This is a genomic window from Cellulomonas uda (assembly GCF_006538705.1).
In the GTDB taxonomy this organism is placed as follows: domain Bacteria; phylum Actinomycetota; class Actinomycetes; order Actinomycetales; family Cellulomonadaceae; genus Cellulomonas; species Cellulomonas uda.
The window spans coordinates 1-25,942 of record NZ_BJLP01000048.1; the positions used below are offsets into that span (position 1 = coordinate 1).

25 protein-coding genes are annotated in these 25,942 nt (G+C 72.6%); 7 read left to right on the plus strand and 18 right to left on the minus strand.

Translation table 11 applies throughout. The features are described 5' to 3' along the window. Positions 1 to 72 precede the first annotated feature (72 nt). The 7 genes from ftsX to chvE form a co-directional block, all read right to left on the minus strand. The gene (gene ftsX, locus CUD01_RS12960) at positions 73 to 987 is read right to left on the minus strand and encodes a permease-like cell division protein FtsX (RefSeq protein WP_141321634.1); all 915 of its coding nucleotides are present in this window, start codon (positions 985 to 987) and stop codon (positions 73 to 75) included. A 12-nt stretch (positions 988 to 999) separates the two neighbouring features. Beyond that, positions 1,000 to 1,689, minus strand: coding sequence for a cell division ATP-binding protein FtsE (gene ftsE, locus CUD01_RS12965; RefSeq protein ID WP_094179555.1), 690 nt, complete (start codon positions 1,687 to 1,689; stop codon positions 1,000 to 1,002). A 234-nt stretch (positions 1,690 to 1,923) separates the two neighbouring features. Next, a complete protein-coding gene (locus CUD01_RS12970; RefSeq protein ID WP_094179554.1) occupies positions 1,924 to 2,694 on the minus strand; it encodes an ATP-binding cassette domain-containing protein in 771 nt (256 codons plus the stop codon). A 79-nt stretch (positions 2,695 to 2,773) separates the two neighbouring features. Further along, positions 2,774 to 3,976 (minus strand): ROK family transcriptional regulator, encoded by a 1,203-nt coding sequence (locus CUD01_RS12975; protein WP_141321636.1) that lies wholly within the window; start codon positions 3,974 to 3,976, stop codon positions 2,774 to 2,776. A gap of 49 nt (positions 3,977 to 4,025) precedes the next feature. Continuing rightward, the gene (gene mmsB / locus CUD01_RS12980) at positions 4,026 to 5,261 is read right to left on the minus strand and encodes a multiple monosaccharide ABC transporter permease (RefSeq protein ID WP_141321638.1); all 1,236 of its coding nucleotides are present in this window, start codon (positions 5,259 to 5,261) and stop codon (positions 4,026 to 4,028) included. Next, positions 5,258 to 6,814, minus strand: a complete 1,557-nt coding sequence (gene mmsA, locus CUD01_RS12985; protein ID WP_141321640.1) for a multiple monosaccharide ABC transporter ATP-binding protein — start codon at positions 6,812 to 6,814, stop codon at positions 5,258 to 5,260. The genes mmsB and mmsA overlap by 4 nt, the downstream gene beginning before the upstream one ends. 140 nt (positions 6,815 to 6,954) lie before the next feature. Continuing rightward, on the minus strand, positions 6,955 to 8,103 hold the full coding sequence (gene chvE, locus CUD01_RS12990) for a multiple monosaccharide ABC transporter substrate-binding protein (RefSeq protein WP_141321642.1): 1,149 nt from the start codon (positions 8,101 to 8,103) through the stop codon (positions 6,955 to 6,957). Positions 8,104 to 8,404: 301 nt separating this feature from the next. Between chvE and CUD01_RS12995 the strand changes: the two genes are divergently transcribed. Further along, positions 8,405 to 9,403 (plus strand): LacI family DNA-binding transcriptional regulator, encoded by a 999-nt coding sequence (locus CUD01_RS12995; protein ID WP_094179550.1) that lies wholly within the window; start codon positions 8,405 to 8,407, stop codon positions 9,401 to 9,403. Between the two features lies 1 nt (position 9,404). Here CUD01_RS12995 and prfB read toward each other — a convergent pair whose 3' ends face one another. Further along, positions 9,405 to 10,520 carry a peptide chain release factor 2 gene (gene prfB, locus CUD01_RS13000; protein ID WP_141321644.1) on the minus strand — a complete coding sequence of 372 codons (1,116 nt, stop codon included), beginning with the start codon at positions 10,518 to 10,520 and terminating at the stop codon, positions 9,405 to 9,407. A 188-nt stretch (positions 10,521 to 10,708) separates the two neighbouring features. Between prfB and CUD01_RS13005 the strand changes: the two genes are divergently transcribed. Then, the gene (locus tag CUD01_RS13005) at positions 10,709 to 11,194 is read left to right on the plus strand and encodes a hypothetical protein (protein WP_141321646.1); all 486 of its coding nucleotides are present in this window, start codon (positions 10,709 to 10,711) and stop codon (positions 11,192 to 11,194) included. Positions 11,195 to 11,339: 145 nt separating this feature from the next. Here the strand turns inward: CUD01_RS13005 and CUD01_RS13010 are convergent, their stop codons facing one another. The 7 genes from CUD01_RS13010 to CUD01_RS13040 form a co-directional block, all read right to left on the minus strand. Further along, entirely contained in the window at positions 11,340 to 11,819 is a 480-nt protein-coding gene (locus CUD01_RS13010) for a hypothetical protein (protein ID WP_141321648.1), read from the minus strand. Next, positions 11,816 to 12,322: a TadE/TadG family type IV pilus assembly protein gene (locus CUD01_RS13015; protein WP_307722683.1), complete on the minus strand. Its 507-nt coding sequence runs from the start codon at positions 12,320 to 12,322 to the stop codon at positions 11,816 to 11,818. Before CUD01_RS13015 ends, CUD01_RS13010 begins: the two co-directional genes overlap by 4 nt. Beyond that, positions 12,319 to 12,717, minus strand: coding sequence for a TadE/TadG family type IV pilus assembly protein (locus CUD01_RS13020; protein ID WP_141321677.1), 399 nt, complete (start codon positions 12,715 to 12,717; stop codon positions 12,319 to 12,321). Before CUD01_RS13020 ends, CUD01_RS13015 begins: the two co-directional genes overlap by 4 nt. Beyond that, positions 12,714 to 12,974 (minus strand): hypothetical protein, encoded by a 261-nt coding sequence (locus CUD01_RS13025; RefSeq protein ID WP_371860793.1) that lies wholly within the window; start codon positions 12,972 to 12,974, stop codon positions 12,714 to 12,716. The genes CUD01_RS13020 and CUD01_RS13025 overlap by 4 nt, the downstream gene beginning before the upstream one ends. A gap of 162 nt (positions 12,975 to 13,136) precedes the next feature. Next, a complete protein-coding gene (locus CUD01_RS13030) occupies positions 13,137 to 14,069 on the minus strand; it encodes a type II secretion system F family protein (RefSeq protein ID WP_141321650.1) in 933 nt (310 codons plus the stop codon). Beyond that, the gene (locus CUD01_RS13035) at positions 14,066 to 14,926 is read right to left on the minus strand and encodes a type II secretion system F family protein (protein ID WP_094179542.1); all 861 of its coding nucleotides are present in this window, start codon (positions 14,924 to 14,926) and stop codon (positions 14,066 to 14,068) included. The genes CUD01_RS13030 and CUD01_RS13035 overlap by 4 nt, the downstream gene beginning before the upstream one ends. A gap of 2 nt (positions 14,927 to 14,928) precedes the next feature. Further along, entirely contained in the window at positions 14,929 to 16,155 is a 1,227-nt protein-coding gene (locus CUD01_RS13040) for a TadA family conjugal transfer-associated ATPase (RefSeq protein WP_141321652.1), read from the minus strand. 277 nt (positions 16,156 to 16,432) lie between these two features. Between CUD01_RS13040 and CUD01_RS13045 the strand changes: the two genes are divergently transcribed. After that, positions 16,433 to 17,374, plus strand: coding sequence for an aldose 1-epimerase family protein (locus CUD01_RS13045; protein WP_244937779.1), 942 nt, complete (start codon positions 16,433 to 16,435; stop codon positions 17,372 to 17,374). Positions 17,375 to 17,466: 92 nt separating this feature from the next. Here the strand turns inward: CUD01_RS13045 and CUD01_RS13050 are convergent, their stop codons facing one another. The 3 genes from CUD01_RS13050 to CUD01_RS13060 all read right to left on the minus strand — a co-directional run bounded on the left by CUD01_RS13050 (position 17,467) and on the right by CUD01_RS13060 (position 21,845). Then, a complete protein-coding gene (locus CUD01_RS13050) occupies positions 17,467 to 18,735 on the minus strand; it encodes a M15 family metallopeptidase (protein ID WP_141321656.1) in 1,269 nt (422 codons plus the stop codon). A 705-nt stretch (positions 18,736 to 19,440) separates the two neighbouring features. Further along, positions 19,441 to 20,496: a hemolysin family protein gene (locus CUD01_RS13055; RefSeq protein ID WP_141321658.1), complete on the minus strand. Its 1,056-nt coding sequence runs from the start codon at positions 20,494 to 20,496 to the stop codon at positions 19,441 to 19,443. After that, positions 20,493 to 21,845 carry a hemolysin family protein gene (locus CUD01_RS13060; RefSeq protein WP_174773891.1) on the minus strand — a complete coding sequence of 451 codons (1,353 nt, stop codon included), beginning with the start codon at positions 21,843 to 21,845 and terminating at the stop codon, positions 20,493 to 20,495. Before CUD01_RS13060 ends, CUD01_RS13055 begins: the two co-directional genes overlap by 4 nt. Before the next feature lie 286 nt (positions 21,846 to 22,131). Between CUD01_RS13060 and CUD01_RS13065 the strand changes: the two genes are divergently transcribed. Genes CUD01_RS13065 through CUD01_RS13080 form a run of 4 tightly spaced genes read left to right on the plus strand, consistent with a single transcriptional unit; the run spans position 22,132 to position 25,878 of the window. After that, a complete protein-coding gene (locus CUD01_RS13065) occupies positions 22,132 to 22,908 on the plus strand; it encodes a response regulator transcription factor (protein WP_141321662.1) in 777 nt (258 codons plus the stop codon). Between the two features lie 4 nt (positions 22,909 to 22,912). Beyond that, a complete protein-coding gene (locus CUD01_RS13070) occupies positions 22,913 to 24,031 on the plus strand; it encodes a sensor histidine kinase (protein WP_141321663.1) in 1,119 nt (372 codons plus the stop codon). 18 nt (positions 24,032 to 24,049) lie between these two features. Continuing rightward, on the plus strand, positions 24,050 to 25,072 hold the full coding sequence (locus CUD01_RS13075) for an ABC transporter ATP-binding protein (RefSeq protein WP_141321665.1): 1,023 nt from the start codon (positions 24,050 to 24,052) through the stop codon (positions 25,070 to 25,072). Then, complete coding sequence (locus CUD01_RS13080) at positions 25,072 to 25,878, plus strand: ABC transporter permease (protein WP_141321667.1); 807 nt, start codon at positions 25,072 to 25,074, stop codon at positions 25,876 to 25,878. The genes CUD01_RS13075 and CUD01_RS13080 overlap by 1 nt, the downstream gene beginning before the upstream one ends. Positions 25,879 to 25,942 lie beyond the last annotated feature (64 nt).

Below are 25,942 nucleotides of genomic sequence, written 5' to 3' on the forward strand. Positions count from 1 at the left end.
GTGCGGCGACGCCGGTGGTGCGCCGGCCGGTCGGCCGGCTCGGTCGGCTCGGTCGCGTGCGTCGGCGCATGCTCACACCTTCGTGTAGCGGCTCAGGGTCACGAGCGACGAGATCGCGGCCAGCAGGATGCCGGCAACCACCAGGAGCGGCGCGACCGTGAGGACGTCGGCTGTGGTCACGTACGGGATCCAGGAGACCGTACCGCCCAACCAGTCCGTGACCAGGTACTCCACGCCGAGCCAGAGCCCACCGACCGCCATGAGCGAGCCGATCGTCGCCGCGATTGCGCCCTCGAGCATGAACGGGAGCTGGATGAACCACGTGGACGCACCGACGAGCCGCATGATCCCGGTCTCGCGCCGTCGCGACATCGCCGACAGGCGGATCGTCGTGGTGATGAGCAGCACCGCCGCGACGAGCATGACGGCCGCGAGGCCACCCGTGAGCAGCGTCGCGCGGTCGATCACCAGGAACAGGCGGTCGAACAGCCGCCGCTGGTCCTGCACCGACTCCACGCCCTGCTTGCCCGAGACCACGTCGGCCACGACCTCGTACTGCGAGGGGTCCGTGAGCTTGATGCGGAACGAGGAGTTCATGTCGTCGACGGTCGCGACCGACGCCCACGACTGGTCGCCGAACTGCTTCTTGAACGAGTCGAAGGCCTGCTGCTTCGTCTCGAAGAAGACCTCCTCGACGAGCGGCTTGATCTCCGGCTCGTCGAGCGCCGCGGTGATCGCGTCCTTCTGCTCGTCGGTGACCTCACCGCCCGCGCACGTGGGCTCGGGCGACGTCGCCGGGCACAGGAAGACCGAGACCTCGACCTTGTCGTACCAGTCGTCCTTCATCTTGCCGATCTGCAGCTGCAGCAGCGCGGCGGAGCCGACGAACGTCAGCGAGACGAACGTGACGAGGACGACCGAGATCGTCATGGACAGGTTCCGACGAAGGCCGATGCCGATCTCGGAGAGGATGAACCGCAGTCGCATGTCGCCCTCGCCTCAGCGGTCCGAGCCGTAGACGCCGCGCGACTGGTCGCGCACGAGCTCACCGGTGGCGAGCTCGACGACGCGCTTGCGCATCTGGTCCACGATCTCGTCGTCGTGCGTGGCCATGACCACGGTCGTTCCGGTGCGGTTGATGCGGTCGAGCAGGCGCATGATCCCCAGGGACGTCGTCGGGTCGAGGTTGCCGGTGGGCTCGTCGCACAGCAGGATCTGCGGCCGGTTGACGAACGCGCGCGCGATCGCGACGCGCTGCTGCTCACCACCGGACAGCTCGTGCGGGCGGCGCTTCTCCTTGCCCGCCAGCCCGACCATCTCGAGCACGTCCGGGACGGTCGTCAGGATCTGGTGCCGCGGCTTGCCGATGACCTGCAGCGCGAACGCGACGTTCTCGAACACCGTCTTGTTGGGCAGCAGGCGGAAGTCCTGGAACACCGCGCCGATCTGGCGGCGCAGCTGCGGGACCTTCCACGACGACAGCGAGCCGAGCTCCTTGCCGGCGACGAACACCTTCCCGGCGGACGCCCGCTCCTCGCGCAGCACGAGCCGCAGGAACGTCGACTTCCCCGAGCCGGACGCGCCGACGAGGAAGACGAACTCACCGCGCTCGACCTCGAGCGTGATGCGGTCCAGCGCGGGGCGTGCGCCGCGCGCGTAGACCTTGGTGACGTTCTCGAACTTGATCACGCTGCTCGCTCGGGTTGCTCGCTGCGGCGGGTCCCGCACCACCGGACCGGGCGGGCCCGGTCACCGGACGGGTGCCCGGCGCGTCGAGACTAGGCACCGCCGCCGTGGGCCCGGTCCGACGACACGCCGAGCGCGCGGGGAGGTCCGGTGAAGGTCGCCGGGCCGGGCCGCAGCGATCGGGACGAACCGGCGCGAACAGGGCGGCGAACCGGCCTGGTGCGCGGCCGGGGCCGGTCAGCGCAGCGCGTGCAGCCGAGGCTGGCGGCGCACCGTCGCGCCGGTGATCGCCGCGAGGACCTCCTCGTGGCTCGTCGTCGCCGCGTCGAACGTGCCGTTGTTGCGGCCGTGGCGCAGCACGACGATGCGGTCGGACACCGCACGCACGTCGGTCATGTTGTGGCTGATGAGGATCACCGCGAGCCCCAGCTCGCGCAGCCGCTCGATGTGCGTGAGCACCTCGGCCGTCTGCGCCACCGACAGCGCGGCGGTCGGCTCGTCGAGCACGACGATGCGCGGCTCGCCGATCAGCGTCCGCGCGATCGCCACGGACTGCCGCTGCCCCGCCGACAGGGTCGACAGCGGCGTGCGGACGGACGGGATGCGCGAGTTGAGCTTGTCGAGCACGCGCCGCGCGGTGGCCTCCATGTACCCGTCGTCCAGCAGCCCGCCCGTGCGCACCTCGCGCCCCAGGAACAGGTTGGACGTGACGTCGAGGTTGTCGCACAGCGCGAAGTCCTGGAACACCGTCGCGACGCCGAGCTGGTGCGCGGCCGCGGGCGTCGGGATCGTCGTGGGCTCCCCCGCGATCTCGATCAGGCCCGCGTCCGGGGTGTACGCGCCCGCGACGACCTTGGCGAGCGTCGACTTGCCCGCGCCGTTGTCGCCGACGAGCGCGACGACCTCGTGCGCGAACACGTCCAGGTCGACGCCCGCGAGGGCCTCGACCGCACCGAAGTTCTTGCTGATGCCGCGCATGGACAGCAGAGGCACCGATGCCGCGCTCATGTGCTCACCTGCTTCACGTCGATGTGTTGCGGTCAGTGAAGTCTCCCACTCCTGCGTCGTCAACGGTCCTCCACCGACGTCACCCCAAGCCCTCGACGTCGACGGTCTCGTCGACGCTCAGAGGCACGTCGGTCGACTGGACCGCGAGTGCCAGCGCCCCCACCATCTCCGCGCGCGTGCCGAGGCTCGCGCGCACCACCTCGAGCGGCGCGATCCGGTTCGGCAGCGCGTGCCGCGCGAGTGACGAGCGCAGCGGCGCGACGAGCGTCTCGCCCGTCTCCGCGAGCTCACCGCCCACGACGACGACCTGCGGGTTCACCGCCAGCACCAGCCCGGCGAGCGCCGCACCGATCACCGCGCCGGCCTCCGCGATCGCGTCGCCGCAACGCTCGTCGCCCTGGTTGGCGCGCTGCACGACGTCACGCAGGCTCGCGATCCCCGGCACCGGTCCGACCGCGTCGAGCAACGCACCCGCGCCGACGACCGTGTCGAGGCACCCCCGCCGGCCGCACCGGCACGGCTGACCGTCCGGGCGGACCGTGAGGTGGCCGATCTCCCCGGCCGTGCCCGCGAACCCGCGCAGCACCTGCCCACCGAGCACGATCCCGGCCCCCACGCCGTACGACGCGCGCAGGAACAGGCTGTCGGCCCGGTCCCGTGCGGCACCCACGGTCGACTCCGCGAAGGCCGCCAGGTTCGCGTCGTTGTCCACGTACACCGGCAGCTCGAGCCGCTTGGACAGGACCTGTCCGAGGTGGACGTCGTCCCAGCCGGGCATGATCCCCTCGACCGAGATCATCCCCGTCGCCGAGTCGACCGGTGCGGGCACGCCCACCCCCATGCCGACCACGTCGCCGAGCGACGCCCCGACCCGCTCGAGCAGGTCGATCACCAGCAGCGCGACGCGGTCCAGCGTCGTGTCGACCCGGTGCTCGACCGGCAGCGGGAGCGTCTGCTCGGCGAGGATCTCGTGCGAGAAGTCACCGAGCGCGACACGCAGGTGACGGTGCCCGATCTGGACGCCGGCCGCCAGACCCACGCGGCGGGCGAGCGTGACCATCTGGGCACGCCGCCCGCTGCGCGTGGTCGCGACGGTGTCGACGACCCCCGCGGCGTACAGCTCGCGGACGATCGTCGACACCGTCGCCTGGGACAGACCGGTGGCCTCGGCGAGCTCGACCTGCGTCAGGCCGCCGTACCGCTTGACCGTCTCGACGACGAGCTGGCGGTTGGCCTCGCGCAGGGACGACTGGGAGCCGGCCGTGCTCGCTCGCCTGCTCACGCTCGCACCTTAGTGTCCGTCGGGCCGGGAGCCGGCCAACTGGGTCGGGTCAGCTGCTCGTGCCGGCCCGACGCTTGTTGATCAGGTCGAACGCCACCGCGAACAGCAGCACCAGACCCTTGATGGCCTGCTGCCACGACGGGTCGACCGACATGATCGACAGACCCATGTTCAGGACGCCCATGATGAGCGCACCGACGATGGCGCCCGAGATCCGGCCGATGCCGCCCGTGACCGCCGCACCACCGATGAAGCAGGCCGCGATCGCGTCGAGCTCGAAGTTCTGGCCCGCGGCCGCGACGGCCGCGCCACCGCGCGCCGTGGTGATGATCGCCGCGACACCGGCGAGCGCGCCGATGTTGACGAAGATCATGAAGTCGACGCGCTTGGTGCGCACACCCGACAGGCTTGCCGCGGGACGGTTGCCACCGACCGCGTAGATGTGCCGGCCGAACACCGTGCGACCCATGAGGAACGTGTACGCGACGATCAGGACGCCGACGATCACGAGGATCACGGGCATGCCGCCCGCCGACAGCGACAGCAGCACCGCGAGGATGCCCACGGCGATCGCGACGCCGACGATCTTCGCGATGAACGCGGCCATCGACTCCACGTGCAGGTCGTGCTTGCGCAACTGCATCCGGGCGCGGAGCTGCGTGAACGCGAAGGCCGCGATCGTGAGCGCGCCGATCAGGAGCGTGACGACGTCCATGTCTCCGCTGAAGCCGAGGAAGTTCGGCAGCGAGCCGGAGACGATCGAGTTGAACGACGTGTCGTTCACGCGGATGGTCTGGCTGACGACGACGAGCGCGAGCCCTCGGAAGATCAGCATGCCGGCGAGTGTCACGATGAACGCCGGGATGCCGATGTACGCGATCCAGAAGCCCTGCCACGCGCCGACCGCCGCACCGATCGCGATGCCGATGAGCACCGCGAGCCACCACGGCAGCCCCCAGTCGGTGATGGTGACCGCGACGACGCCGCCGACGAACGCGACCACCGACCCGACCGACAGGTCGATGTGCCCGGCGACGATCACCATGACCATGCCGATGGCGAGCACCATGACGTACGCGTTCTGCTGGAACAGCGAGACCACGTTGTCCGGCTTGAGGAGCCGGCCGTCCGTGAGCCCCTGGAAGAGCAGGACGATCAGGACGAGCGCCGCGAAGATGCCGTACTGGCGCGCGTTGCCGCCGAGGCCCGACAGGCGCTGGCTCAGCGGGACGCGGGCCTGCTCACCGGGGGGCATCGCGGGGGCGAGGTTGGTGTCGGTGCTCATCGGGGAGTCACGTCCTTCTCCATGGTCATGTACTGCATGAGTCGCTCCTGGGTCGCGTCCTGCCGGGCGACCTCGCCCGTGATGCGCCCCTGGGACAGGGTGTAGATGCGGTCGCAGATGCCGAGCAGCTCGGGCAGCTCCGACGAGATGACGATGACGCCCTTGCCCGCGTCAGCCAGCCTGTTGATGATCGTGTAGATCTCGTACTTCGCGCCCACGTCGATGCCGCGCGTCGGCTCGTCGAGGATCAGCACGTCCGGGTCGGAGAAGATCCACTTGCTCAGCACGACCTTCTGCTGGTTGCCGCCGGACAGCTTGCCGACGAGCGCCTCGACGGTCGGCGTCCGGATGCCGAGGTCCTTGCGGAACCGCTCGGCGACCTTGAGCTCCTCGTTGCGGTCGATCACACCGCGCGAGGCGACCTTGTGGATCGCCGCACCCGAGATGTTGTCGCGGATGGTCGAGATCAGGTTCAGCCCGTAGTGCTTGCGGTCCTCGGTCGCGTACGCGATGCCCGCGTTGATCGCCGCGCTCACGCTGTGGAGCTGGACCTGCTGGCCGTCCTTGTACACCCGCCCCGAGATGTGCGAGCCGTACGAGCGGCCGAACACCGACATCGCGAGCTCGGTGCGGCCGGCGCCCATGAGCCCGGCGATGCCGACGATCTCGCCGCGCCGCACGTTGAGCGAGGCGCCGTCGACGACCTTGCGCGCCTGGTCGAGCGGGTGGTGCACGGTCCAGTCCTCGATGCGCAGCACCTCGTCGCCGATGGACGACGTGTGCTCCGGGAACCGGTTGTCGAGCGGTCGGCCGACCATCCCGCGGATGATCCGCTCCTCGGTGACCCCGTCGCTGCGCATGTCCAGCGTCTCGATGGTCTGACCGTCGCGGATGATCGTCGTGGTGTCGGCGATCGACTCGATCTCGTTCAGCTTGTGGCTGATGATGATCGAGGTGATGCCCAGGTCGCGCAGGCCGCTGATCAGCCCGAGCAGGTGCGCGCTGTCCTCGTCGTTCAGGGCCGCGGTGGGCTCGTCGAGGATGAGCAGCTTCACCTCCTTGGAGAGCGCCTTGGCGATCTCCACGAGCTGCTGCTTGCCGACCCCGATGTCGATGATCTTCGTGTCGGGGCGCTCGTCCAGGCCGACGCGGGCGAGCAGCTTCGCGGCCTCGGAGTTGGTGTGGTTCCAGTCGATGACGCCGCGCGCCGCGCGCTCGTTGCCGAGGAAGATGTTCTCGGCGATCGACAGGAACGGCGACAGCGCCAGCTCCTGGTGGATGATGACGATCCCCACGTGCTCCGAGTCGCGCGTGCTGCGGAACTCGGCGGGGGTGCCCTCGAAGACGATGTCGCCCTCGTAGGAGCCGTGGGGGTAGACCCCCGAGAGCACCTTCATGAGGGTCGACTTGCCCGCGCCGTTCTCGCCGCAGATCGCGTGGATCTCGCCGCGTCGGACGGACAGGTTCACGTCCGAGAGCGCGAGCACGCCGGGGAAACGCTTGGTGATGCCCCGCATCTCGAGGATGTAGTCGGGTGTTGCTGTGGTGTCCATCTGGTCCTCGGTCCTTGCCCGGTCACGACCGGTCCGCTGCGTCGCGGACCCTGGCGGTGCCGCCCTGCCTCGGGCGGCGGGCCTGGCCGGCCGCCGACGCACCGCGAAGGGTGCGCCGGCGGCCCCTGGTCAGGCTCGGGTCACAGACCCAGGTCGGACGCCGTGTAGAAGCCGGAGTCCACCAGGTCCTTCTTGACCGTGTCGGGCGTGACGACCTGCGGGTCGAGCAGCAGGGTCGGGACGACCTTCACGTTGTTGTTGTAGGTCTCGGTGTCGTTGACCGTCACGTCGGAGCCGGAGACGACCTCCTCGACCATCTTGGCGACCGCGTCACCCAGCGCACGCGTGTCCTTCCAGACCGTCATGGACTGCTTGCCCGCGAGCATGTTGAGCACGTTCGCCTTGTCCGCGTCCTGACCGGTCAGGACGGGCCAGCCGTCACCGGCCTTGTAGCCGGCGCCGGTGAGCGCCTGCGAGATACCGAGCGCGAGCGAGTCGTTCGGGGACAGCACGACCTGGACCTTGGTGTCGCCGCCGTAGAACGAGTTGAGGCGGTTCTCCATCTCGGCCTGGGCGTCGTCCGAGCCCCAGCCGAGGATGCCGATGTTCGTCCACTGGTCGTCCGTCTTGGGCGCCTTGCCCGACGGCACGACGAGCTTCCCGTTCTCGACGTACTGCTTGAGGATGTCCCAGGCGCCCTGGAAGAAGAACTTGGCGTTGTTGTCGTCGGGCGAGCCGGCGAACGGCTCGAAGTTGAACGGGCCCTTGCCGTCCTTCAGGCCGAGGGTCTCCTCGATGAACTGGCCCTGCATCTGGCCGACCTTGTAGTTGTCGAACGTCGCGTAGTAGTCGACGTTCGGCGTCTCGTTGATCAGGCGGTCGTACGCGATGACCTTGACGTCCTTCGCGGCGGCCTGCTCGAGCACCGGGCCGAGCGTGGTGCCGTCGATCGAGGCGATGACGAGCACCTTGGCGCCGTCGTTGATCATGTTCTCGATCTGGCTGATCTGCTGGTCGGTCTTGTTGTCCGCGTACTGCAGGCTCGTCTCGAAGCCCGCGTCCTCCAGCAGCTCCACGAGGTGGGCACCGTCACGGTTCCACCGCTCGAGGGACTTCGTCGGCATCGCGATGCCGATGAGGCCACCGCCCTCGGACGCGCCGGTCGTCGCACCCGGCGTCGCCTTCGTGTCGCTGTCGCTGTCGCGCTCGCTGCTGCACGCGGCGAGGGAGGCGGTGAGCAGGCCGACGGTCGCGATCGCGACCGACAGCTTCTTCCAGGTCTGGGACATCGTCGTCTACTCCTCTGGCACACCGTCCGGGGCGCGGCGGTGCGGCTGCGGCCGCTCCGTCCGTGCGTGGAGCCGTCTTTGACCCACCGCCCCGGAGTGATGGCTTGAATTCAAGACTCAAAGCCATCGAGAACGCAAGCGCTGTTACCAAAGCGTGTCCTGACTGTCGAGAGGCCGGTGCGGTTCGGCCGCTTTGCCTTCGCTTCGTAACCCGAAGTCATCCTATGTGCTCTGCGTCACACTCGGTGGTTTCGGGGCCCGCGCGGCCCCGTGACGCTTCCCGGACCGGGACAATCGACGCGTGGCTGTGACCATCCGCGACGTCGCGCAACGCGCCGGTGTCAGCAAGACCACCGTCTCGCGCGTCCTCAACGGACGCGACGAGCTCGACGCGAGGACCGCCGCACGCGTCCGAGCCGTCATCGACGAGCTCGGCTACGTCCCCAACGCCCGCGCCGTCGCGTTCGCGCGCGGCACCACGCACGTCGTCGCGATGCTCCTGCCGTCGCTGACCTGGCCGTGGATCGGCGAGGTCGTGCAGGCCGCCATCGAGGCCATCGAGGACGAGGGCTACGGCATGCTCGTCTTCACCACCACGCAGGGCGAGGAGTCGATGCGCCGGTTCACGGAGCACGTCTCCGCGCGCGCGTTCGACGGCCTGCTCGTCGTCGAGCCCGAGGGCACGCTCGACTACATCACGCGCCTGCACGACGAGGGCCTGCCGGTCGTGCTCATCGACGACCGCGGGCACGAGCCGCGCTTCGGGTCGGTCGCCACGACCAACCGGCTCGGCGCGCTCGCCGCGGCCCACCACCTGCTCGGCATCGGCCGTCGCGCCCCGCTCGTCATCTCCGGCGACCCGCGCTTCGGGTGCGTGCAGGACCGGCTCGCGGGCTTCGCCGAGGGCTTCGCCGCCGCCGGCCGCACGCTCGACCCCCTGCACGTCGTCGAGGGCGACTTCAGCTACGAGTCCGGCCAGGCCGCGGTCCACCGCGCCCTCGAGGCAGGGCTCGAGTTCGACTCGCTGTTCGTGCACAACGACACGATGGCGATGGCCGCGATGACGGAGCTGCGCCGGGCGGGGCTGCGCATCCCCGACGACGTCGCGGTCGTCGGCTTCGACGACCTGCCGTTCGCCGCGCAGACCGACCCGCCGCTCACGACCGTGCACCAGCCCATCCGCGAGATGGGTCAGGTCGCGGCGCGTGCGCTGCTCGCGAGCTTCCGCGGCACGCCCGTGCCGAACGAGCCGATCGTCCTGCCCACGTCGTTCACCGTGCGGGCCTCCACGGTCGGCTGACTCAGGAGGTCTGCGACTCCTGCGCGCGGCGCCAGCGGATGCCCGCCTCGATGAAGTCGTCGATGTCGCCGTCGAACACCGCGGCCGGGTTGCCGACCTCGTGCTCCGTGCGCAGGTCCTTGACCATCTGGTACGGCTGCAGGACGTACGAGCGCATCTGGTCGCCCCAGCTCGCCTTGATGTCGCCCGCGAGCTCCTTCTTCGCGGCGCGCTCCTCCTCCTGACGCTGCAGGAGCAGGCGCGACTGCAGGACGCGCAGCGCCGCCGCCCGGTTCTGGATCTGCGACTTCTCGTTCTGCATCGAGACGACGATGCCCGTCGGGATGTGCGTCATGCGCACCGCCGAGTCCGTCGTGTTGACCGACTGCCCACCCGGACCCGACGAGCGGAACACGTCGACCTTGATCTCCGACTCCGGGATCTCGATGCTGTCCGTCTGCTCGATCAGCGGGATCACCTCGACCGCCGCGAACGACGTCTGCCGGCGGCCCTGGTTGTCGAACGGCGAGATCCGCACCAGGCGGTGTGTGCCCGCCTCGACCGACAGGTGCCCGTACGCGTACGGCGCCTTGACCTCGAACGTCGCCGACTTCAGGCCCGCCTCCTCCGCGTACGACGTGTCGAGCACCGCCGTCGAGTAGCCGTGGCGCTCGGCCCAGCGCAGGTACATGCGCAGCAGCATCTCCGCGAAGTCCGCCGCATCCACGCCACCGGCACCCGCGCGGATCGTCACGACCGCCTCGCGCTGGTCGTACTCCCCCGCGAGCAGCGTGCGGACCTCGAGCTGGTCGAGGTCCTTGCGGATCTTGACCAGCTCCGTCTCCGCCTCGGCGAGCGTGTCCTCGTCCTCCATCTCCTGGCCCAGCTCGACCAGGGTCTCGAGGTCGTCGATCCGACCGCGCAGCTTGTCGACGCGCTCCAGCTCGCTCTGCGTCGCCGACAGCGCGCTCGTGACCTTCTGCGCCGACTCCGGGTCGTCCCACAGGTCGGGCGCCGACGCCTGCTCGGACAGGCGCGCGATCTTCTCCCGGAGTGCGGTCGGGTCGCTCACCGACTGGATGGACTCCAGGGTGGTGCGCAGCTCGCGGATCTCAGCGGGAAAGTCGGTGGTGGCCACGACCGTCCAGGTTACCCGCAACCTCATCCGACTCTCGCCGCGGCCCAACGCCGCCTCGGCCGCCCGTCGTCATCGAAGTACAACCGCCGCCGTCATTGCCTTTCATTGGCGGTGCTTGCTGGCGATTGCCGCTGCTGTCGACATGTGCTTTAATGGTCCCAACGGAACCTCAGCACCGAGGAGATCTGATGTCGAACGATCTGCACTTCCACATCCCGCAGGGCTTCACTGGGACGATCACCGTTGGCCAGGACGGCCAGGTCACCGTGACCAGTGCCGCCCCCGAGCCGGCCGGCGCGTCGCACGCCTGGCCCGACCTCGCCGCAGAAACGGCCGAGAAGCTGGAGGAGATGCTCCAGCGCCAGAAGGACTACGACCCGTCGACTCGTTCGCGAGATGTCGCCAAGGTGCTCCTGGACCGAGGCTGGTCGCTCTACTCCGTGAACCTGAAGGGCGGCTACGTCCTGTTCACCTACGCGGGTGACGAACACGGAGTGTCGCTGTACCTCAGCTCGCTGGACCTCAACAACACCAAGGCGTCACAGCGCGAGTTCATGATGAGCCTCCCCGGGGTGGATGTGCACAAGTCCGACGTCCGGGTGCCCATCAACGGCAAGCACTTCGACCAGGCCCTCGACAGCATCGCCGCGATCGAGAAGTGGGCCGACGGATAGCGGAGGCCTGCATGGGCGCTCTTCCAACCCCGTGGGCGGAGGCGACACCGGCACCGCGCACCGTCGCTGGCACGCGGAAGTCGAGTCGTCTCCCGTCGACGATTGGTCGGGGACTCGGCTCAGCCAGGACAGACCTCGCGCAGCATCAGTCCGCGGTGGCGCTGGCCTCCGCGTGGATCGTGATGCCGTCCGTCCAGGCGCTCAGGACCCATGCCGTCGACGACGGACGGACGCGCGCGACGAGCCCGACCCGCGCCGTGCGAGGGCCGGCGGCGACGGCCTCGCTCACGGCGAACTGGCGCCAACCGGCGGTCTCGTCGGGGTGCGCGGCGAGGTAGTCGTCGACCGCGCCGCGCACCGAGCCGTCCGTCAGCGCCAGGCGCGCCTTGCCCTCGTGGCCGTAGTAGACGTTCTCGCCGATCGAGTCGGAGGCGTCGAGCGCCAGCATGTCCGCGAGCGCGACCAGCCGCTTGTGCTCGAGGTGCAGCTGCGCGGCCGACGCCACGACGAGGATGAGCATCGACGCGAAGACCACGACCCCGAACGTCAGGACGATGACCTGGCCGTCGTCGGCTCCGCCCGCGCGGTGCAGGCGACCGCGCAGCGCCCGCCAGACCCGGCTCACCTGATGCTCCGGTACTCGTCGACGACCGCGACGTGGCTCGACGACACGGGGATCTCGAGCGGGACGACGTCACGCACCATGTCGGGCACGAACGGCAGCGGGACGACGACCTGCACGCGTGCCTCGACGTGCGCGTCGGGCTGCAGGCACGGCGACTGCTCGCACGTCACGACGAGTGCCTCGGCCGGCTCGTCGTCGAAGCCCTGGTCCTGGAGAGCGACCCCGGTGACGGCCGCGGCTCGGGCGGCCGCCGACGTGGCGTCGTCCGCCGCGACGTACACGCGGGCCGCCTCGCGCGCGGCCGACTCGACCGCGTAGCTCGCGGCCTCGAGCCGCGCGAGGACCATCACGAGGTACACGAGCGGCAGCAGCAGGACGAACGCGAGGCCGAGGAACTCGACGATCGCGCTCCCGTCGTCGCGCGCGTCGCCGTGGCGGACCCGCGCCGCGAGGCGCGCGACGAGCAGGCGGAGGGCCGGCGGCACGGGCGTTCCGCCGCTCACGGCAGGTCGTCCTCGGCGATCGCGTGGCCCGTCACCGTGAGCCGGCCCGCAGGGCCGATCAGGCCGATCACCGGAAGCGGCGCGCGCACCTCGACCTCGATCATCTCCACGCCGTCGACCACGACGCGCCGCGCGGTCACGTCGGACGCGTAGCCGTCGGCCAGCGAGCCGGCGACCAGCTCCCGCGTGCGTCGTGCGGCGTCGCTCGTCGAGCGGCCGTCGAGCGCGCCGTACCGGGCGCCCGCGGACGCGCTGTCGACCAGCGTGTTGCGCACGTGCAGCCCGAGCGTGAGCTGCACGATGCCGAGGGCGATCACGACGATCAGGCCGCCGATCAGCACGAAGTCGACGACCGCCGCACCGTCGTCCGCACCCCCGGCGGCGCGGCGCGTCAGGTGTTGTTCACCTCGTCGACCGCGTTGCTGAACAGGTTCTGCAGGAGCGGGCGGGCGAGCGTCAGCAGCGCGACGACGAGCGCCGCGGTCATGAGCGTCACGAGCACCCAGCCGGGCACGTCTCCCCGGTCCCGCCCCGCGGCCCGCAGCCGCCCCGTGAACCAGCCGTGCGTGCGCACCGCCAGAGTGAGCGTCGAGTCCTGCACGCGGTCCCGCACCCGGGCCACCCGCGCGCTCCCGTGCCGCAGCGTCGTCATCCGTACCTCCTCGTGAGACCCCGCCGTGCGGCGGGATGCCGATGGTCGCGACGCGCGGCCGGGCCGGCCGCGGCGTCGTGGTCTGGTCGTGCGTGTCCGTCGTGCCGGCGTTCGTCGTGCCGGTGCTCGTCATGCCGGTGCTCGTGGTGCTCGTCGGGCGGTTCACAGGCCCACCTGCAGCACGACGGCACTGGGGAAGACCGCGAACAGGACGGTCACGGGGAGGATGAGGAAGACCACCGGGATCATCATCAGGACCTCCTTGCGACCGCCCGTCTCCATGAGGAGGCGGCGACCCTCCTCGCGCACGTCCTGCGCCTGGGCGCGCAGCACGTCGGCGAGCGGCGCACCGCGCTCGACCGCGACCGCGACGCCCTCGGCGAACCGCGTGAGGGCGGGCACACCGGTCCGGTCCGCGAGGCCGTCCAGCGCCTGCACGAGCGGCAAGCCGGCGCGCGCGTCGGCGAGCGTGCGCTCGAGCTCGACGCTCAGCTCGCCGTGCGTGCTGCGCGTGACGCGTTCGAGCGCGCCGAGCGCGCCCTCGCCCGCGCCCACGGCGAGCGCGAGCAGCTCGGCGATCGTCGGCAGCTCGGCGACGATGCGCGACTCGCGCTCGCGGACGCTGCGGCCGAGCATCCAGTCGGGCGTCAGCACACCGACGAAACCGCAGACCCCGACCAGCACGACGAGCGCGGCCGTCTGCGAGCCGCGCGTCGCGGCGAGCACCAGGGCGAGCGCGAGGCCGGCCGCGAGCCCGAGCGCGCCCGCGACCACCTGGCCCGCGCGGAACTGCTCGACGGACTCCGCGCGGCCCGCGCGCTGCAGGCGGCGCGCCAGCTCGGTCGTCGGTGAGCCGATGCGCGTCACGAGCCGCACGCCGTCGGCGAGCACGGGGGCCAGCAGCCGCTCGAGCACCGGCACCGGGCCGCGCACGGACGGCAGCCCGAGCAGTCCGGAGCCGGCGCGCCGCGGTCGCAGGTACGGGGCGAGACGTTGGTCGAGCGTGATCCGGCGGCCGCGCAGCCGCGCCACCACCACGAGCACACCGCACGCGGCGAGCAGGCCCGCGAGACCGCCCTGCACCGTCGGGCTCATCGCAGCACCCGCGGGTCCTCGGGCAGCCGCGCGACGCGGAGCATCAGCGTGTACGCGACGACCGTGCAGGTGGCGCCGGTGAGCAGCACCGCGAAGCCGGCGGGGCTGTCGTACGCGCCGGCCGCCTCGGTGCGCGTCGCGAGCAGCGCGAGGACGATCCACGGTGCCGCGACCGCGAGGCGCGCGGCGTACACGGTCCAGCTCTGGCGCGCCTCGAGCTCGCCGCGCGTGCGCACGTCGTCGCGCAGGAACCCGGACAGGGTGCGCAGCAGCCGGCCCAGGTCCGTGCCGCCGACGTCCCGGGTGATCCGCAGCGCCTCGATCACCCGGTCGGCCACGGGGTCGGCGAGCCGCGCCTTGAGCAGGTCGAGGCTCTCGGCGAACCGACCGGTCGCGCGGTAGTCCTCCCCGAAGGCGCGGAACGGTGCGCGCAGCTCCTCGGGTCCGCGCTCGCCGACCTGGGCCACGGCTTCGGGGAGCGCGAGGCCAGCACGGATACCGGAGGCGAGGTGGTCCACCACCTCGGGCCACAGCTGGCGCAGCCGCGACCGCCGGCGCCGGGCGCGCCCTCGCACGACCGCGAGCGGTGCCACCGCGGCGAACGCCGCGAAGAACAGCGCGACGGTGGGCACGCGCGTGAGCCCGATCGCGAGGACGAGCGTCACGATCCCGAGCACCGTGCTCGCGACCGCGAGCCCGCCGGGCGTCACGCCCTGGACCCCGGCCTGCACGAGGTCGTCCTGCAGTCGCGCACGCCACCGCCCGGAGCGGCCCTCACCCGAGGTCACCTGCGGCCAGAACGACCACCACACGCACCCGACGCCCGCGCCCAGCACGAGCCCCACGACCACGTCCACGCTCAGCCCCTCGCCCGCAGGAGGGCGGCGAGGTCGATCCCGAGCCGTGCGAAGCGCTCGGTGTGCGGCGGGAAGCCGTCGCCCCGCACGAGCCGGTCGTCACGCCACGCGAAGATCTCGGCGGTCTCGACGACGCCCTGCTCGGTGCGCCCCGGGATGCCGACGATCTCGCGCACACGCCGCCGCCCGCGCGAGTCGTGCCCCAGGTGCACGACGAGGTCCACGCACGACGCGACGGTCGGCACCACGAACCGGTCGGACACGTTCTCGCCCGCGAGCAGCGGCAGCGTGCAGAGCTTGGTGACGGCCTCGCGCGCCGAGTTGGCGTGGATCGTGCACATCGCGGGGACGCCCGCGTTGAGCGCGATGAGCAGGTCCAGCGCCTCGGCCTCGCGCACCTCGCCGACGAGCAGCCGGTCGGGGCGCATGCGCAGCGCCTCCTTGACGAGCCGCCGCAGCGGGATCTCGCCCGTGCCCTCGAGGTTGGGCTGGCGGCACTGCATCGCGACCCAGTCGCGTGCCGCGAGGCGCAGCTCGAAGACCTCCTCGCACGAGATGATCCGCTCGCGCACCGGCACGGCACCCGACAGCGCGTTGAGCATCGTCGTCTTGCCCGCCTGGGTGGCGCCCGAGACGAGCACGTTGAGGCCCGCGCGCACGGCGGCCGCGAGGAACGCCGCGGCGTCGGGCGGCAGCGAGCCGAGCACCACGAGGTCCTCGAGGTGGTCCGCGCGCACGACGTACTTGCGGATGTTGACCACCCAGTCCTTGCGGGTGATGTCCGGGATCACGGCGTGCAGCCGCTCCCCGCCCGGCAGGGTCGCGTCGACGAACGGGCTGGACAGGTCCAGCCGCCGCCCGGACACCTTGAGCATGCGCTCGACCAGCTCGCGGACCTCGACCGCCGTGAGGATCGTCGTCGTCAGCTCCGGCTCACCGCGCCGCGCGACGAACACCTGCTGGGGGTTGTTGATCCAGATCTCCTCGACCTCCGGGTCGTCGAGGTAGCGCTGCAGCGGCCCGAACCCGGCCACCGCGTCGAGCACGGCCTTGTGCGCGGCGGCGCCGTCGACGAGCGGCGGCACGACCCCGAGCACCGAGCGCGCGTCGTAGTCCGCGATCGCGTCCTGCACGAGCGACGTGATCCCCGGGCGGTCGCGCACCGGGTCGATGCCACGCCGACGGATCAGCTCGCGCACCTCGCGCTCGAGGATCCCGAGCCCTTCCATGCTTCCCCCTGCGTCGTCGCCCGTTCCCGCTCGCCGGTCCTCACCCGGCCGACATGGCGACCGCAGCCGCCGTTTCGCCCGACATGTCCGGTCCGTCAGGGCATGCGCACCCTACGGGAGACGCCTCGCTCCCCGCAGTCGGTTGTCCACAGTGCGGGTGCGCACCACCCGATCGGGCGCCGAGCCCCGGCTCCCGGTGCCGCGCGCCGGCCGTTGCGCGGGCCCGTGCGGGCCACCGGTCCCGGACGTGGTCCCCGGGTACGGCTACGGTGTGCACGTGACCAGCGCTGCCGACGACGTCCGCACCACTCCTTCCCCCTCGGGCACCCAGCACACCCTGCGGCACGGCGACCAGGTCGCCGTCGTCGCGGCGGTCGGCGCGAGCCTGCGCGAGTACCGCGTGGGCTCACGCGACGTGGTGCTCCCGTACTCCGAGGACGAGATCGCCCCCGCCTTCTCGGGCGCGGTGCTCGCCCCGTGGCCGAACCGCCTCGCGGACGGCCTGTACGGCTACGCCGGCGGGACGTACCAGGTACCGATCACCGAGCCGGACCGCCTGAACTCGCTGCACGGGCTCGTCGGCTTCACGCCGTTCACCCCGGCGCAGGAGCCCACGGACGATGCCGTCACGCTCACCACGACGATCGTCCCGAACCCCGGCTACCCGTGGCCCGTCCGCATCGACGTGACGTACGCCCTGGCCGACGACGGCCTGACGGTCACGACGCGCGCGACGAACCTGGGCACGACGAGCGCGCCCTACGGGCTCGGTTTCCACCCGTGGCTGTCCCCGGGCGACGCGAGCGTCGACGAGTGCACGCTGCAGGTGGGAGCGGACCGCCACGTGACGGTGGACGAGCGTCTGCTGCCCACGGGTACCGAGGAGCTCGAGGGTCACTTCGACCTGCGGGAGCCGCGGGTGCTGCGCGGTGTCGACCTGGACGACGCGTGGCTCGCCCCCGTGCGCGACGACGCGGGCCGCACCTGGGCGCGCCTGACGACCCCCGACGGCCGCACGACCGCGATGTGGGCCGACGAGGCGTTCACCGCGTGGCAGGTGTGCACGGGCGACCACGTGCCCGGCATCCGACGCCGCGGCGTCGCGGTCGAGCCGATGACCTGCATCGCCGACGCGTTCCGCACGGGCGACCTGCTGGTCGAGCTCGCGCCCGGCGCGCACCACGAGGCGCGCTGGGGGCTGCGCCTCGAGCAGGACTGACCTGCGGGTCCCTCGCGGCGGCGCGTCAGTCGCCCGCGAGGGGCCTTGCTAGGGCCCTCCGCATCGACCGCGCAGCGGGCCTTCGGGTGGCGTCAGCCGTAGTACTCGCCGTCGGCCTGGACGCCCTTGGTGTACTCCCAGTGCCAGCGCTCGAACGGGCCGGAACCGCCCGGGCGCGCCCACGCGGGGTTCTCGAACCCGTAGGTCCCGGCGTTCTCGTTGAGCCACGCCCAGCGCGTGCCGGTGGTCATCTGGCTGCAGAAGTCGATCGCCAGGCCCCAGCCGTGGTTGCTCTTGCCGGGGGCGGCGGCGAGACCGCCGCGCTTCGCCTTGACGGCGTACTGCTCCTGCAGCGTGCGGTAGCCGGACGCGATGCACATGTCGGCACCGAACCGTGCGACGTACACGGCGTTCAGCTCGGCCAGCGCGGACGCCGCGTCCGCGCGCATCTGCGTGTGGCCGTCCCACAGCGTGCACAGGTCCTTGCGGGCGAGCAGGCCGTTGGAGCCCGCCGCACGGGCCGACGAGTCGCACCCGGGGATCGGCTCGCGCGTCCAGTCACGGCTCGCGAGCTCGGCGCCGCGGGCCTCGAGGATCGCGGAGTCGACGGTCGACAGCGAGGCCGGGGGCGAGTCGGACGACGACTGGCCGGTGAGCGCGAGGACCGTGCTCGGCAGCGTGCCGTGGTCGCTCGGGAGGCCCGAGAGCACGTCGGTGCTGCCGAACGTCCCGCGCCCGAGCGGAACGGCGACGGTCACGGCCGCGAGCGCGCCGACCACGCCGAAGCGGACCGCGTGACGCGCGCTGCGGTTGAGCGCACGTGCGCCGGTGTGGACGCGCACGACACGGTCCGGTGCCGGGCGCTGGGCCGAGCGGGACGCGGAGCGGGAGTCGGCGGGGCGGGAGTCGGCCAGGCGGGAGTCGGCCAGGCGGGAGTCGGCGGGCCGGGTCTTCGCAGCGCGGCTCTCGACGACCGGCTCGGTGGCCTGCTCCGCGCCCGCGGCGCGCGCCGGGCTCTCCTCGGCGGGGGCCGCGGGTGCTGCGATGAACGCCCACGACGGTCCGATCGGGGCCGCGGGCACCGCGGGGCCGGACGCGGCCGGGACGGACCGGTAGTCGGGCTCGTCGAGGTCGTCGAGGATCGGCGGGGCCATCACGACCGTCTCGTCGAGCATCCGCGGCGCGGGGTTCGACGGGACGTGGTCCGCGGCGGGACGTGCGGGGCGCTCGGCCTCGGCGACCCGCACGACGCGGGCCGCGGGCGCGTGCTGCAGCGCGGTGGCGACGGGCTCGCGGGTGCCGACCTCGTGCGCGGCGGCGACGAGCGCCTGCACGGGGACCGCGCGGGACGTGCCCGCCACGGCGGGGCCCGTGTGCGCCGGCGCCGAGGATGCAGGACCGGAGGGTGCAGGTCCGGAGGGTGCGGGACGTGCCGCGGCCGGTCGCGTCGTCGGGATCGCGGACGTGGCGGCGGCACGCGAGGCGGGCGGTGCGGGGCGTGCGACCGGGCGGTGGTCCGTGGGGACCCAGCTGGGTGTCTGCGCGCCTCCGGCGTCGGGCCCGGAGCCGGGCTCCGAGTGGCCGGGGGACGCGCCGCGCGGGTCCCAGGCCGAGTGCGCGACGCGCGCAGCGGGGGCGGTGGTCGGAGCCGACCGCTGGGCGGACTGCTCGCGCTCCGCACGCTCGGCTGCGGCCCGCTCGGCCTCACGGATCTGCCGCCGCGTCAGGGGTGCCGCGGCGGCGGCGTGAGACTCGACCACAGCACCTCCCGAGGACGTCCGGGGCGCCCGGAGGGCACCGCTTGCACGACTGTCGCCGGCTGCAGGTCTGCCCCGTGCCCTGCGACGTTGCCGGCGATCACGAAACCATAACGGCTCACCCGCGCCCGTCCAAGCCCCTGGACGCCCGTCCAGTCGATCGGACGAACGCGCTCCCACGCCCCCGTCCGCGACACGCCGCGCGACACGCCGTCGAGGGGCGCATCGCGCGGCGGCCATGTCGGAAAGGGGCCGCCAAAGACGGACATACCTCGCAGGATCCGGCCACGTGTGAAGGTTCCGTGCGCGTCAGGAGACCGACCGCTGCCGCAGCGCACCGCGCTGCATCGCGTCCCGGACCTCCCCGACGAGCTCCTCGAGGATGTCCTCCAGGAAGACGACGCCGACGGCACGCCCGTCGTCGTCGACCCGCGCCAGGTGCGCGCCCGTGCGCTGCATCGCCGCGAGCGTCTCCTCGACCTCGTCGTCCGGCGCCACGACCGCGAGCGCGCGCACGCGCCACCGCGGCACGGGCACGTCGCGGTCGTCGTCCTCGGCGTACAGGACGTCCTTGAGGTGCAGGTACCCGACGAGCGTGCCGTCGTCGAGCACCGGGAACCGCGAGAAGCCGGTGCGCGCGACCAGGTGCTCGATATGCGCGGGCGTCGCGTCGGGATCGACGGTGACGAGCGCGTCGTGCGCGACCATGACCTCCTGCGCGGTGCGCCCCGAGAACTCGATCGCCCCCGCGAGCAGGCCCTGCTCGTCCTCCAGGAGGCCCTCGGCCTGGGAGCGCTCGACGATCGACTGGACCTCCTGCGCGGTGAACGCGGAGGACACCTCGTCCTTGGGCTCGACCCCGAAGAGGCGCAGCACGTGGTTGGCGAGCCAGTTGAGCGCGCCGATCAGCGGCCGCACGACGCGCGCGACCATGACGAGCGGCGGGCCGAACCACAGCACCGCCCGGTCGGGGCCGGAGACCGCGAGGTTCTTGGGCACCATCTCGCCGAGCACGACGTGCAGGTACACGACGACGAGCAGCGCGAGGACGAACGCGACGGGGTGCGTCCACGCGGACGAGACGCCCATGGCGTGCAGCGGGTCCTCGATGAGGTGCGCGATCGCGGGCTCCGCGACCACGCCGAGGCTCGTCGAGCACACGGTGATGCCGAGCTGCGCGCACGCGAGCATGAGCGACACGTTCTCCATCGCCCACAGCACGGTGCGCGCGCGCCGGTCGCCGGCCTGCGCACGCGGCTCGATCGACGAGCGCCGCGCGGAGATGATGGCGAACTCGGCGCCGACGAAGAACGCGTTCGCGGCGAGCAGCAGGACGGCGACGACGAGTGCGAGGGTGCTGTTCATCGCGCACCCCGTCCCGCGGTGCCGGCGGCGCCGGGCTCGTCGGCGTCGTCGTCGGGCTCCGTCCACACGTGCACGCGCTCCACGCGCCGCCCGGCCATCCGCTCGACCTCGAGGCGCACGTGCCCGACGGCGACGACGTCCCCGACCTCCGGGATGCGGCCCAGCCGCGCCATCATGAGCCCGCCGAGCGTCTCGTACGGTCCCTCGTCGGGGACGACGAGGCCGGTGCGCTCCGTCAGCTCGTCGGGCCGGGTGACACCGGGCAGGTGCCAGGACCCGTCGGCCGAGCGCGCCACCCCGGCGCGCGTGCGGTCGTGCTCGTCGGCGACCTCACCGACGAGCTCCTCGACGACGTCCTCGAGCGTCACGACGCCCGACGTGCCGCCGTACTCGTCGACGACGACGGCCATCTGCATGCCGTGGCCGCGCAGCTCGACGAGCAGCGGACCGAGGTGCACGGTCTCGGGCACGCTCGGCGCGTCGTCCATGAGCGCCGCGGCGGGTACCTCGCCGCGACGCTCGAACGGCACCCCGACGGCGCGGCGCAGGTGCACGAGCCCGACGATGTCGTCGCTGCCCTCCCCCAGCACCGGGAACCGCGAGTGACCGGTGCGACGCGCGAGGGCGACGACGTCGAGCGCCGAGTCCTCGCGCCGCACCGCGACCATGCGCTGACGGTCGGTCATGACGTCGACGGCGGTGAGCGTCTCGAACTCCAGCGAGTTGGTCAGCAACCGCGCGGTCGACTGCTCGAGCGTGCCGACCTCGGCGGAGCGGCGCACCAGGGCCGCGAGCTCCTGCGGCGAGCGACCGCCGGAGAGCTCCTCGCGGGGCTCCACGCCCATGCGGCGCAGCAGCCAGTTGGCGCTGCCGTTGAAGAACGCGATGACGGGCCGCAGCGCGCGCGTGAACCCGCGCTGCAGCGGCGCGACCGCCCGCGCGGTCGCGAGCGGGTTGGCGATCGCGAAGTTCTTGGGGATGAGCTCGCCGACCAGCATCGAGAACCCGTTGACGAGGATCACGGCCGCCACGACCGCGACCGCGGTCGCGGCCGTCGCGCTCAGCACACCGTCGCCGAGCCAGCCGGAGAACAGGCGTTGCACCGCGGGCTGCGTCGTGTAGCCGAGCAGCACCGTGGTCGCGGTGATGCCGACCTGCGCGCCGGACAGCTCGGTCGACAGGCCGCGCAGCGCCTTGAGGACGGACTGCCCGCGCCGGTCGTCGGGCCGCGTCTGCTTCGCGACGACGCCCGGGTCGAGCGTGACGAGCGAGAACTCGCCCGCGACGAACAGCGCGGTGCCGAGCGTGAGCACGACGCCGAGCACGACCAGGAGCCACTCGGTCAGCACGGGCACCCCCGCCGGGGTGCGCGCCGTCGCGGGCCCCGGCAGCCGCCGGGCGCGTGGACGTGGTGGGGGTGGCGCCCGCGGGCGGCACCGGGTCTCAGGTGGGGGCCGGCATCGTCGGACCCGTCCGCCGCCTGCTCCGCGGGTGCGGTCTGCCGGTGCTGGACCGGTGCAGGGGTGAGGGTGGGACGCCGGCAGCTACTTGAGCTGCTCATAGTGGCGACATCATACGGGTGCGTCCCGCCGCGTGCCGAGGCCACGGCCGGGGGTGCTGTGCCACTCTGGGCACATGACGACGCTGGGGAGTGCGAGCAGCGCGGCGGTGAAGGCCGCACCGACGAAGGTGCTGGTCGTCGAGGACGAGCCGGCGATCGCGCAGGCGATCGTGCGACGCCTGTCGGCCGAGGGCTGGAGCGTCGAGGCCGTCGGTGACGGCCTCGCGGGCGTGGAGGCCGCGGCACGGCTGGTGCCCGACGTCATCGTGCTCGACGTGATGCTGCCGGGCATCGACGGGCTCGAGGTGTGCCGCCGCGTGCAGGCCGCACGTCCGGTCCCCGTCCTCATGCTGACGGCACGCGACGACGAGACGGACATGCTCATCGGGCTCGGCGTCGGCGCCGACGACTACATGACGAAGCCGTTCTCGATGCGCGAGCTCGTGGCCCGCACGAAGGCGCTGCTGCGGCGCACCGAGCGCGCGGCGCGCGTGGTGGAGCTGCAGGCGGCCGACGCCCCCGCTCCCCCGCTCGTGATCGGCGACGTCACGGTCGACAAGGCTCAGCGGCGCGTGCTGCGCCACGGCGACGAGGTCCACCTCACGCCCACCGAGTTCGACCTGCTCGTCGCGCTCGCCTCGTCGCCGCGCACGGTGCTGACGCGCGAGCGGCTGCTCGCGGAGGTGTGGGACTGGGTCGACGCGAGCGGCACCCGCACGGTCGACTCGCACGTCAAGGCGCTGCGTCGCAAGCTCGGCGCGGACCTCATCCGCACGGTGCACGGCGTGGGCTACGCGTTCGAGCCCGCGGACGGCGCGCAGGCCGGTGCGTCCGAGGGCGCCGGCGCCTGACACGATGAGCAGCGCGCGCGCCGCGGCGCGACCCCACCCCCGGCACGGCCGCGGGGCCGCCGTGCGGTCCCGCCTGCCCGACGTGCGCCCGCTGGACCGGTTCCGGTCGATCAAGATCAAGCTGGGCGTGCTCGTCGCGGCGACCGTCACGATGGCGTCGTTCATCACCTGGATCGGGCTGTCCTACGAGCTGGGCCCGTCGCGCACGTTCCCGCTCGCGATCGTCATCTCGCTCGCGCTCACCCAGCTCCTGGCGCGCGGGATGACGTCGCCGCTGCGCGAGATGACGCACGCCGCCCGGGCGATGGCGGCGGGCGACTACACGCAGCGCGTGCGCGCGACGAGCGCCGACGAGGTGGGCCAGCTCGCCGAGGCGTTCAACACGATGGCCGACGACCTGCAGCAGTCGGACACGTTCCGCCGCGAGCTCGTCGCGAACGTGTCGCACGAGCTGCGCACGCCGGTGACCGCGCTGCAGGCCGAGCTGGAGAACATCGTCGACGGCGTGACGCCCGCCGACCCGGCGACGATGGAGGCGGCGCTCGCGCAGACCGAGCGCCTGGGCCGGCTCGTGGCGAACCTGCTGGACCTGTCCCGGCTCGAGGCGGGCGATGCGCCGCTGCAGCTGACGCGCCTGCGCCTGCAGGACTTCCTGCGCGAGGCGGCGGACGCGGCCGCGCTCGTCGGGGCGTCGAAGAACCTGCGGTTCGTGGTCGACGTCGAGCCCGAGGACCTCACGGTCGACGGTGACCCCGAGCGCCTGCACCAGGTGGTCGCGAACCTGCTGCACAACGCGGTGCGCCACTCGCCGCGCGACGACGAGGTGCGGCTCGTCGCCCGCCGGGTCGGCCCGGACGTGCGGATCGACGTCGTGGACCACGGGCCGGGGATCGCACGAGCGGAGCGCGCGCACGTGTTCGAGCGGTTCGTGCGGGGCAACACGCCGGCGACCGGTCAGGTGTCGACGGGCGGCACGGGCCTGGGTCTGGCGATCGTGCGCTGGGCGGTCGAGCTGCACGGCGGCACCATCGAGGTCGCGGACGTGGCCGACGGGTGCACGATGCGCGTCACGCTGCCGGGCGGGCGCCCCGCCACGGGAAACGCTTTGTTCTACCGCAACTAGAACTGTAGGTTGGACGACATGCAGCCTGGCCCCACCAGCACACCGACGAGCACCTCGACGCCGGACGACGACCGCACGGTCCGCGTCGAGCACCTCACCAAGACGTTCGGCTCGGGTCCCCACGCCGTGCGCGCGGTCGACGACCTCAACTTCGAGGTGCGCCCGGGCCGCGTCACCGGCTTCCTGGGCCCCAACGGCGCCGGCAAGACCACGACCCTGCGCATGCTGCTCGGCCTCGTGTCCCCGACCAGCGGCACCGCGACGGTCGGCGGCCGCCGGTACGCCGAGATCGCCCGCCCCGCGCACGTCGTCGGCGCGGCGCTCGAGGCCGCGAGCTTCCACCCCGGCCGCACGGCCCGCGACCACCTGCGCGTGTTCGCACCTCAGGTCGGCGTGCCCGACACGCGCGCCGACGAGGTCCTCGCGCTCGTCGGCCTGTCCGCGGTCGCGCAGCGCCGGGTCGGCGGGTTCTCGCTCGGCATGCGCCAGCGGCTCGCGCTCGCGACCACGCTCCTGGGCGACCCGCCCGTGCTCCTGCTCGACGAGCCCGCGAACGGCCTCGACCCCGAGGGCATCGCGTGGCTGCGCGGCTTCCTGCGCGCGCTCGCGCACGAGGGCCGCACCGTGCTGGTGTCGAGCCACGTGCTGTCCGAGGTCGAGCAGACCGTCGACGACGTCGTGATCATCGCCCGAGGGCGGCTCGTGCACGCGTCGCCGCTGGGCGAGCTCGCGCGCCTCGCGCGCCGGCGCGTCGAGGTGGCCTCGCCCGACGCGGCGGCGCTCGACGCGCTCGTCGCGGCCGGCGGGTGGGCGGTCGACGACGTCCGGCGCGGCCCGGACGGCGCGACGTACGTCCTGCTCGACGTGGACACGCCCGCGGTCGGCGCGGCCGCGTTCGGCGCGGGTGTCGAGCTGCACCGTCTCCAGGCCCGCGACGTCGGGCTCGAGGACGTGTTCCTCCAGCTCACCGCCCCGCCACCCGGCGCGGAGCAGCCACCCGCCGGCGCACCGGCGCCCGCTCGCCTGGACGGGGCCGCCTGATGCGCGCCGCGGTGGTGGCCGAGTACCGCAAGCTCGTCACGACGCGCCTGTGGTGGATCCTCCTGCTCACGATGGTCGTCTACATGGCGTTCATCGCCGGTGCGATGGGCTGGGTGCTGAGCCAGGGCCAGGCGACGAGCGGCACGGGCGACGAGGTCACGCTCTCGCCCCAGGAGGTCGTGCGCACGGTCTACACGATCGCCGTCTCGCTCGGGTACGTGTTCCCGCTCGTCGTCGGCGGCCTGTCGTACCCCTCCGAGGTGCGGCACAGCACGCTCACCCCGACCTACCTGTCCGAGCCGCGCCGCGGTGTGGTCCTCGGCGCGAAGCTCCTCTCGGGCGGCGCGCTGGGACTCGTGTACGGCCTGGCCGGCACGCTCGCGTGCGTCGCGGCGGGCGGTGGCGTGCTGGCGCTGCTCGGCGAGCCGACGTTCCTCGGCGAGGCGAGCACGTGGCGCACCCTGGGCCTGTCGACGCTCGCGCTCGCGCTGTGGGCGCTGCTCGGCGTGGCGGTCGGGACGGTCGTCACCAGCCAGGTCGCGGTGGTCGTCGGCGCGCTGGCGTTCACGCAGTTCGTCGAGCCGATCGCGCGCGTCGCGCTGGGCCAGACCTCGTGGGGCGGAGACGTCGCGGCGTACCTGCCGGGCGCTGCGGGCGAGGCGATCTCGGGCGGGTCATTCTACGCCTCGGCCGGCATGACCGGGGGCCTGCTCACGGCGTGGCAGGGGCTGCTCGTGATGCTCGCGTACGTCGCGGTCCTGTCGCTGGTCGGGCGCGCGACGACGCTGCGCCGCGACATCACCTGACGGCGCGCGCGACGGCGGCCGGGTGCACATCGGACGCCCGTCCACATCGTGAGATGAGCGGGCG

Coding starts and splice junctions, on each gene's coding strand:
- mmsA (WP_141321640.1), bottom strand. CDS start 6,814: ATGGACACCACAGCAACACCCGACTACATCCTCGAGATGCGGGGCATC.
- CUD01_RS13040 (WP_141321652.1), bottom strand. CDS start 16,155: ATGGAAGGGCTCGGGATCCTCGAGCGCGAGGTGCGCGAGCTGATCCGT.
- CUD01_RS12970 (WP_094179554.1), bottom strand. CDS start 2,694: ATGAGCGCGGCATCGGTGCCTCTGCTGTCCATGCGCGGCATCAGCAAG.
- CUD01_RS13080 (WP_141321667.1), top strand. CDS start 25,072: ATGCGCGCCGCGGTGGTGGCCGAGTACCGCAAGCTCGTCACGACGCGC.
- mmsB (WP_141321638.1), bottom strand. CDS start 5,261: ATGAGCACCGACACCAACCTCGCCCCCGCGATGCCCCCCGGTGAGCAG.
- CUD01_RS13075 (WP_141321665.1), top strand. CDS start 24,050: ATGCAGCCTGGCCCCACCAGCACACCGACGAGCACCTCGACGCCGGAC.
- CUD01_RS13070 (WP_141321663.1), top strand. CDS start 22,913: ATGAGCAGCGCGCGCGCCGCGGCGCGACCCCACCCCCGGCACGGCCGC.
- CUD01_RS13005 (WP_141321646.1), top strand. CDS start 10,709: ATGTCGAACGATCTGCACTTCCACATCCCGCAGGGCTTCACTGGGACG.
- CUD01_RS13065 (WP_141321662.1), top strand. CDS start 22,132: ATGACGACGCTGGGGAGTGCGAGCAGCGCGGCGGTGAAGGCCGCACCG.
- CUD01_RS13055 (WP_141321658.1), bottom strand. CDS start 20,496: ATGAACAGCACCCTCGCACTCGTCGTCGCCGTCCTGCTGCTCGCCGCG.
- CUD01_RS13030 (WP_141321650.1), bottom strand. CDS start 14,069: ATGAGCCCGACGGTGCAGGGCGGTCTCGCGGGCCTGCTCGCCGCGTGC.
- ftsX (WP_141321634.1), bottom strand. CDS start 987: ATGCGACTGCGGTTCATCCTCTCCGAGATCGGCATCGGCCTTCGTCGG.
- chvE (WP_141321642.1), bottom strand. CDS start 8,103: ATGTCCCAGACCTGGAAGAAGCTGTCGGTCGCGATCGCGACCGTCGGC.
- CUD01_RS13025 (WP_371860793.1), bottom strand. CDS start 12,974: ATGACGACGCTGCGGCACGGGAGCGCGCGGGTGGCCCGGGTGCGGGAC.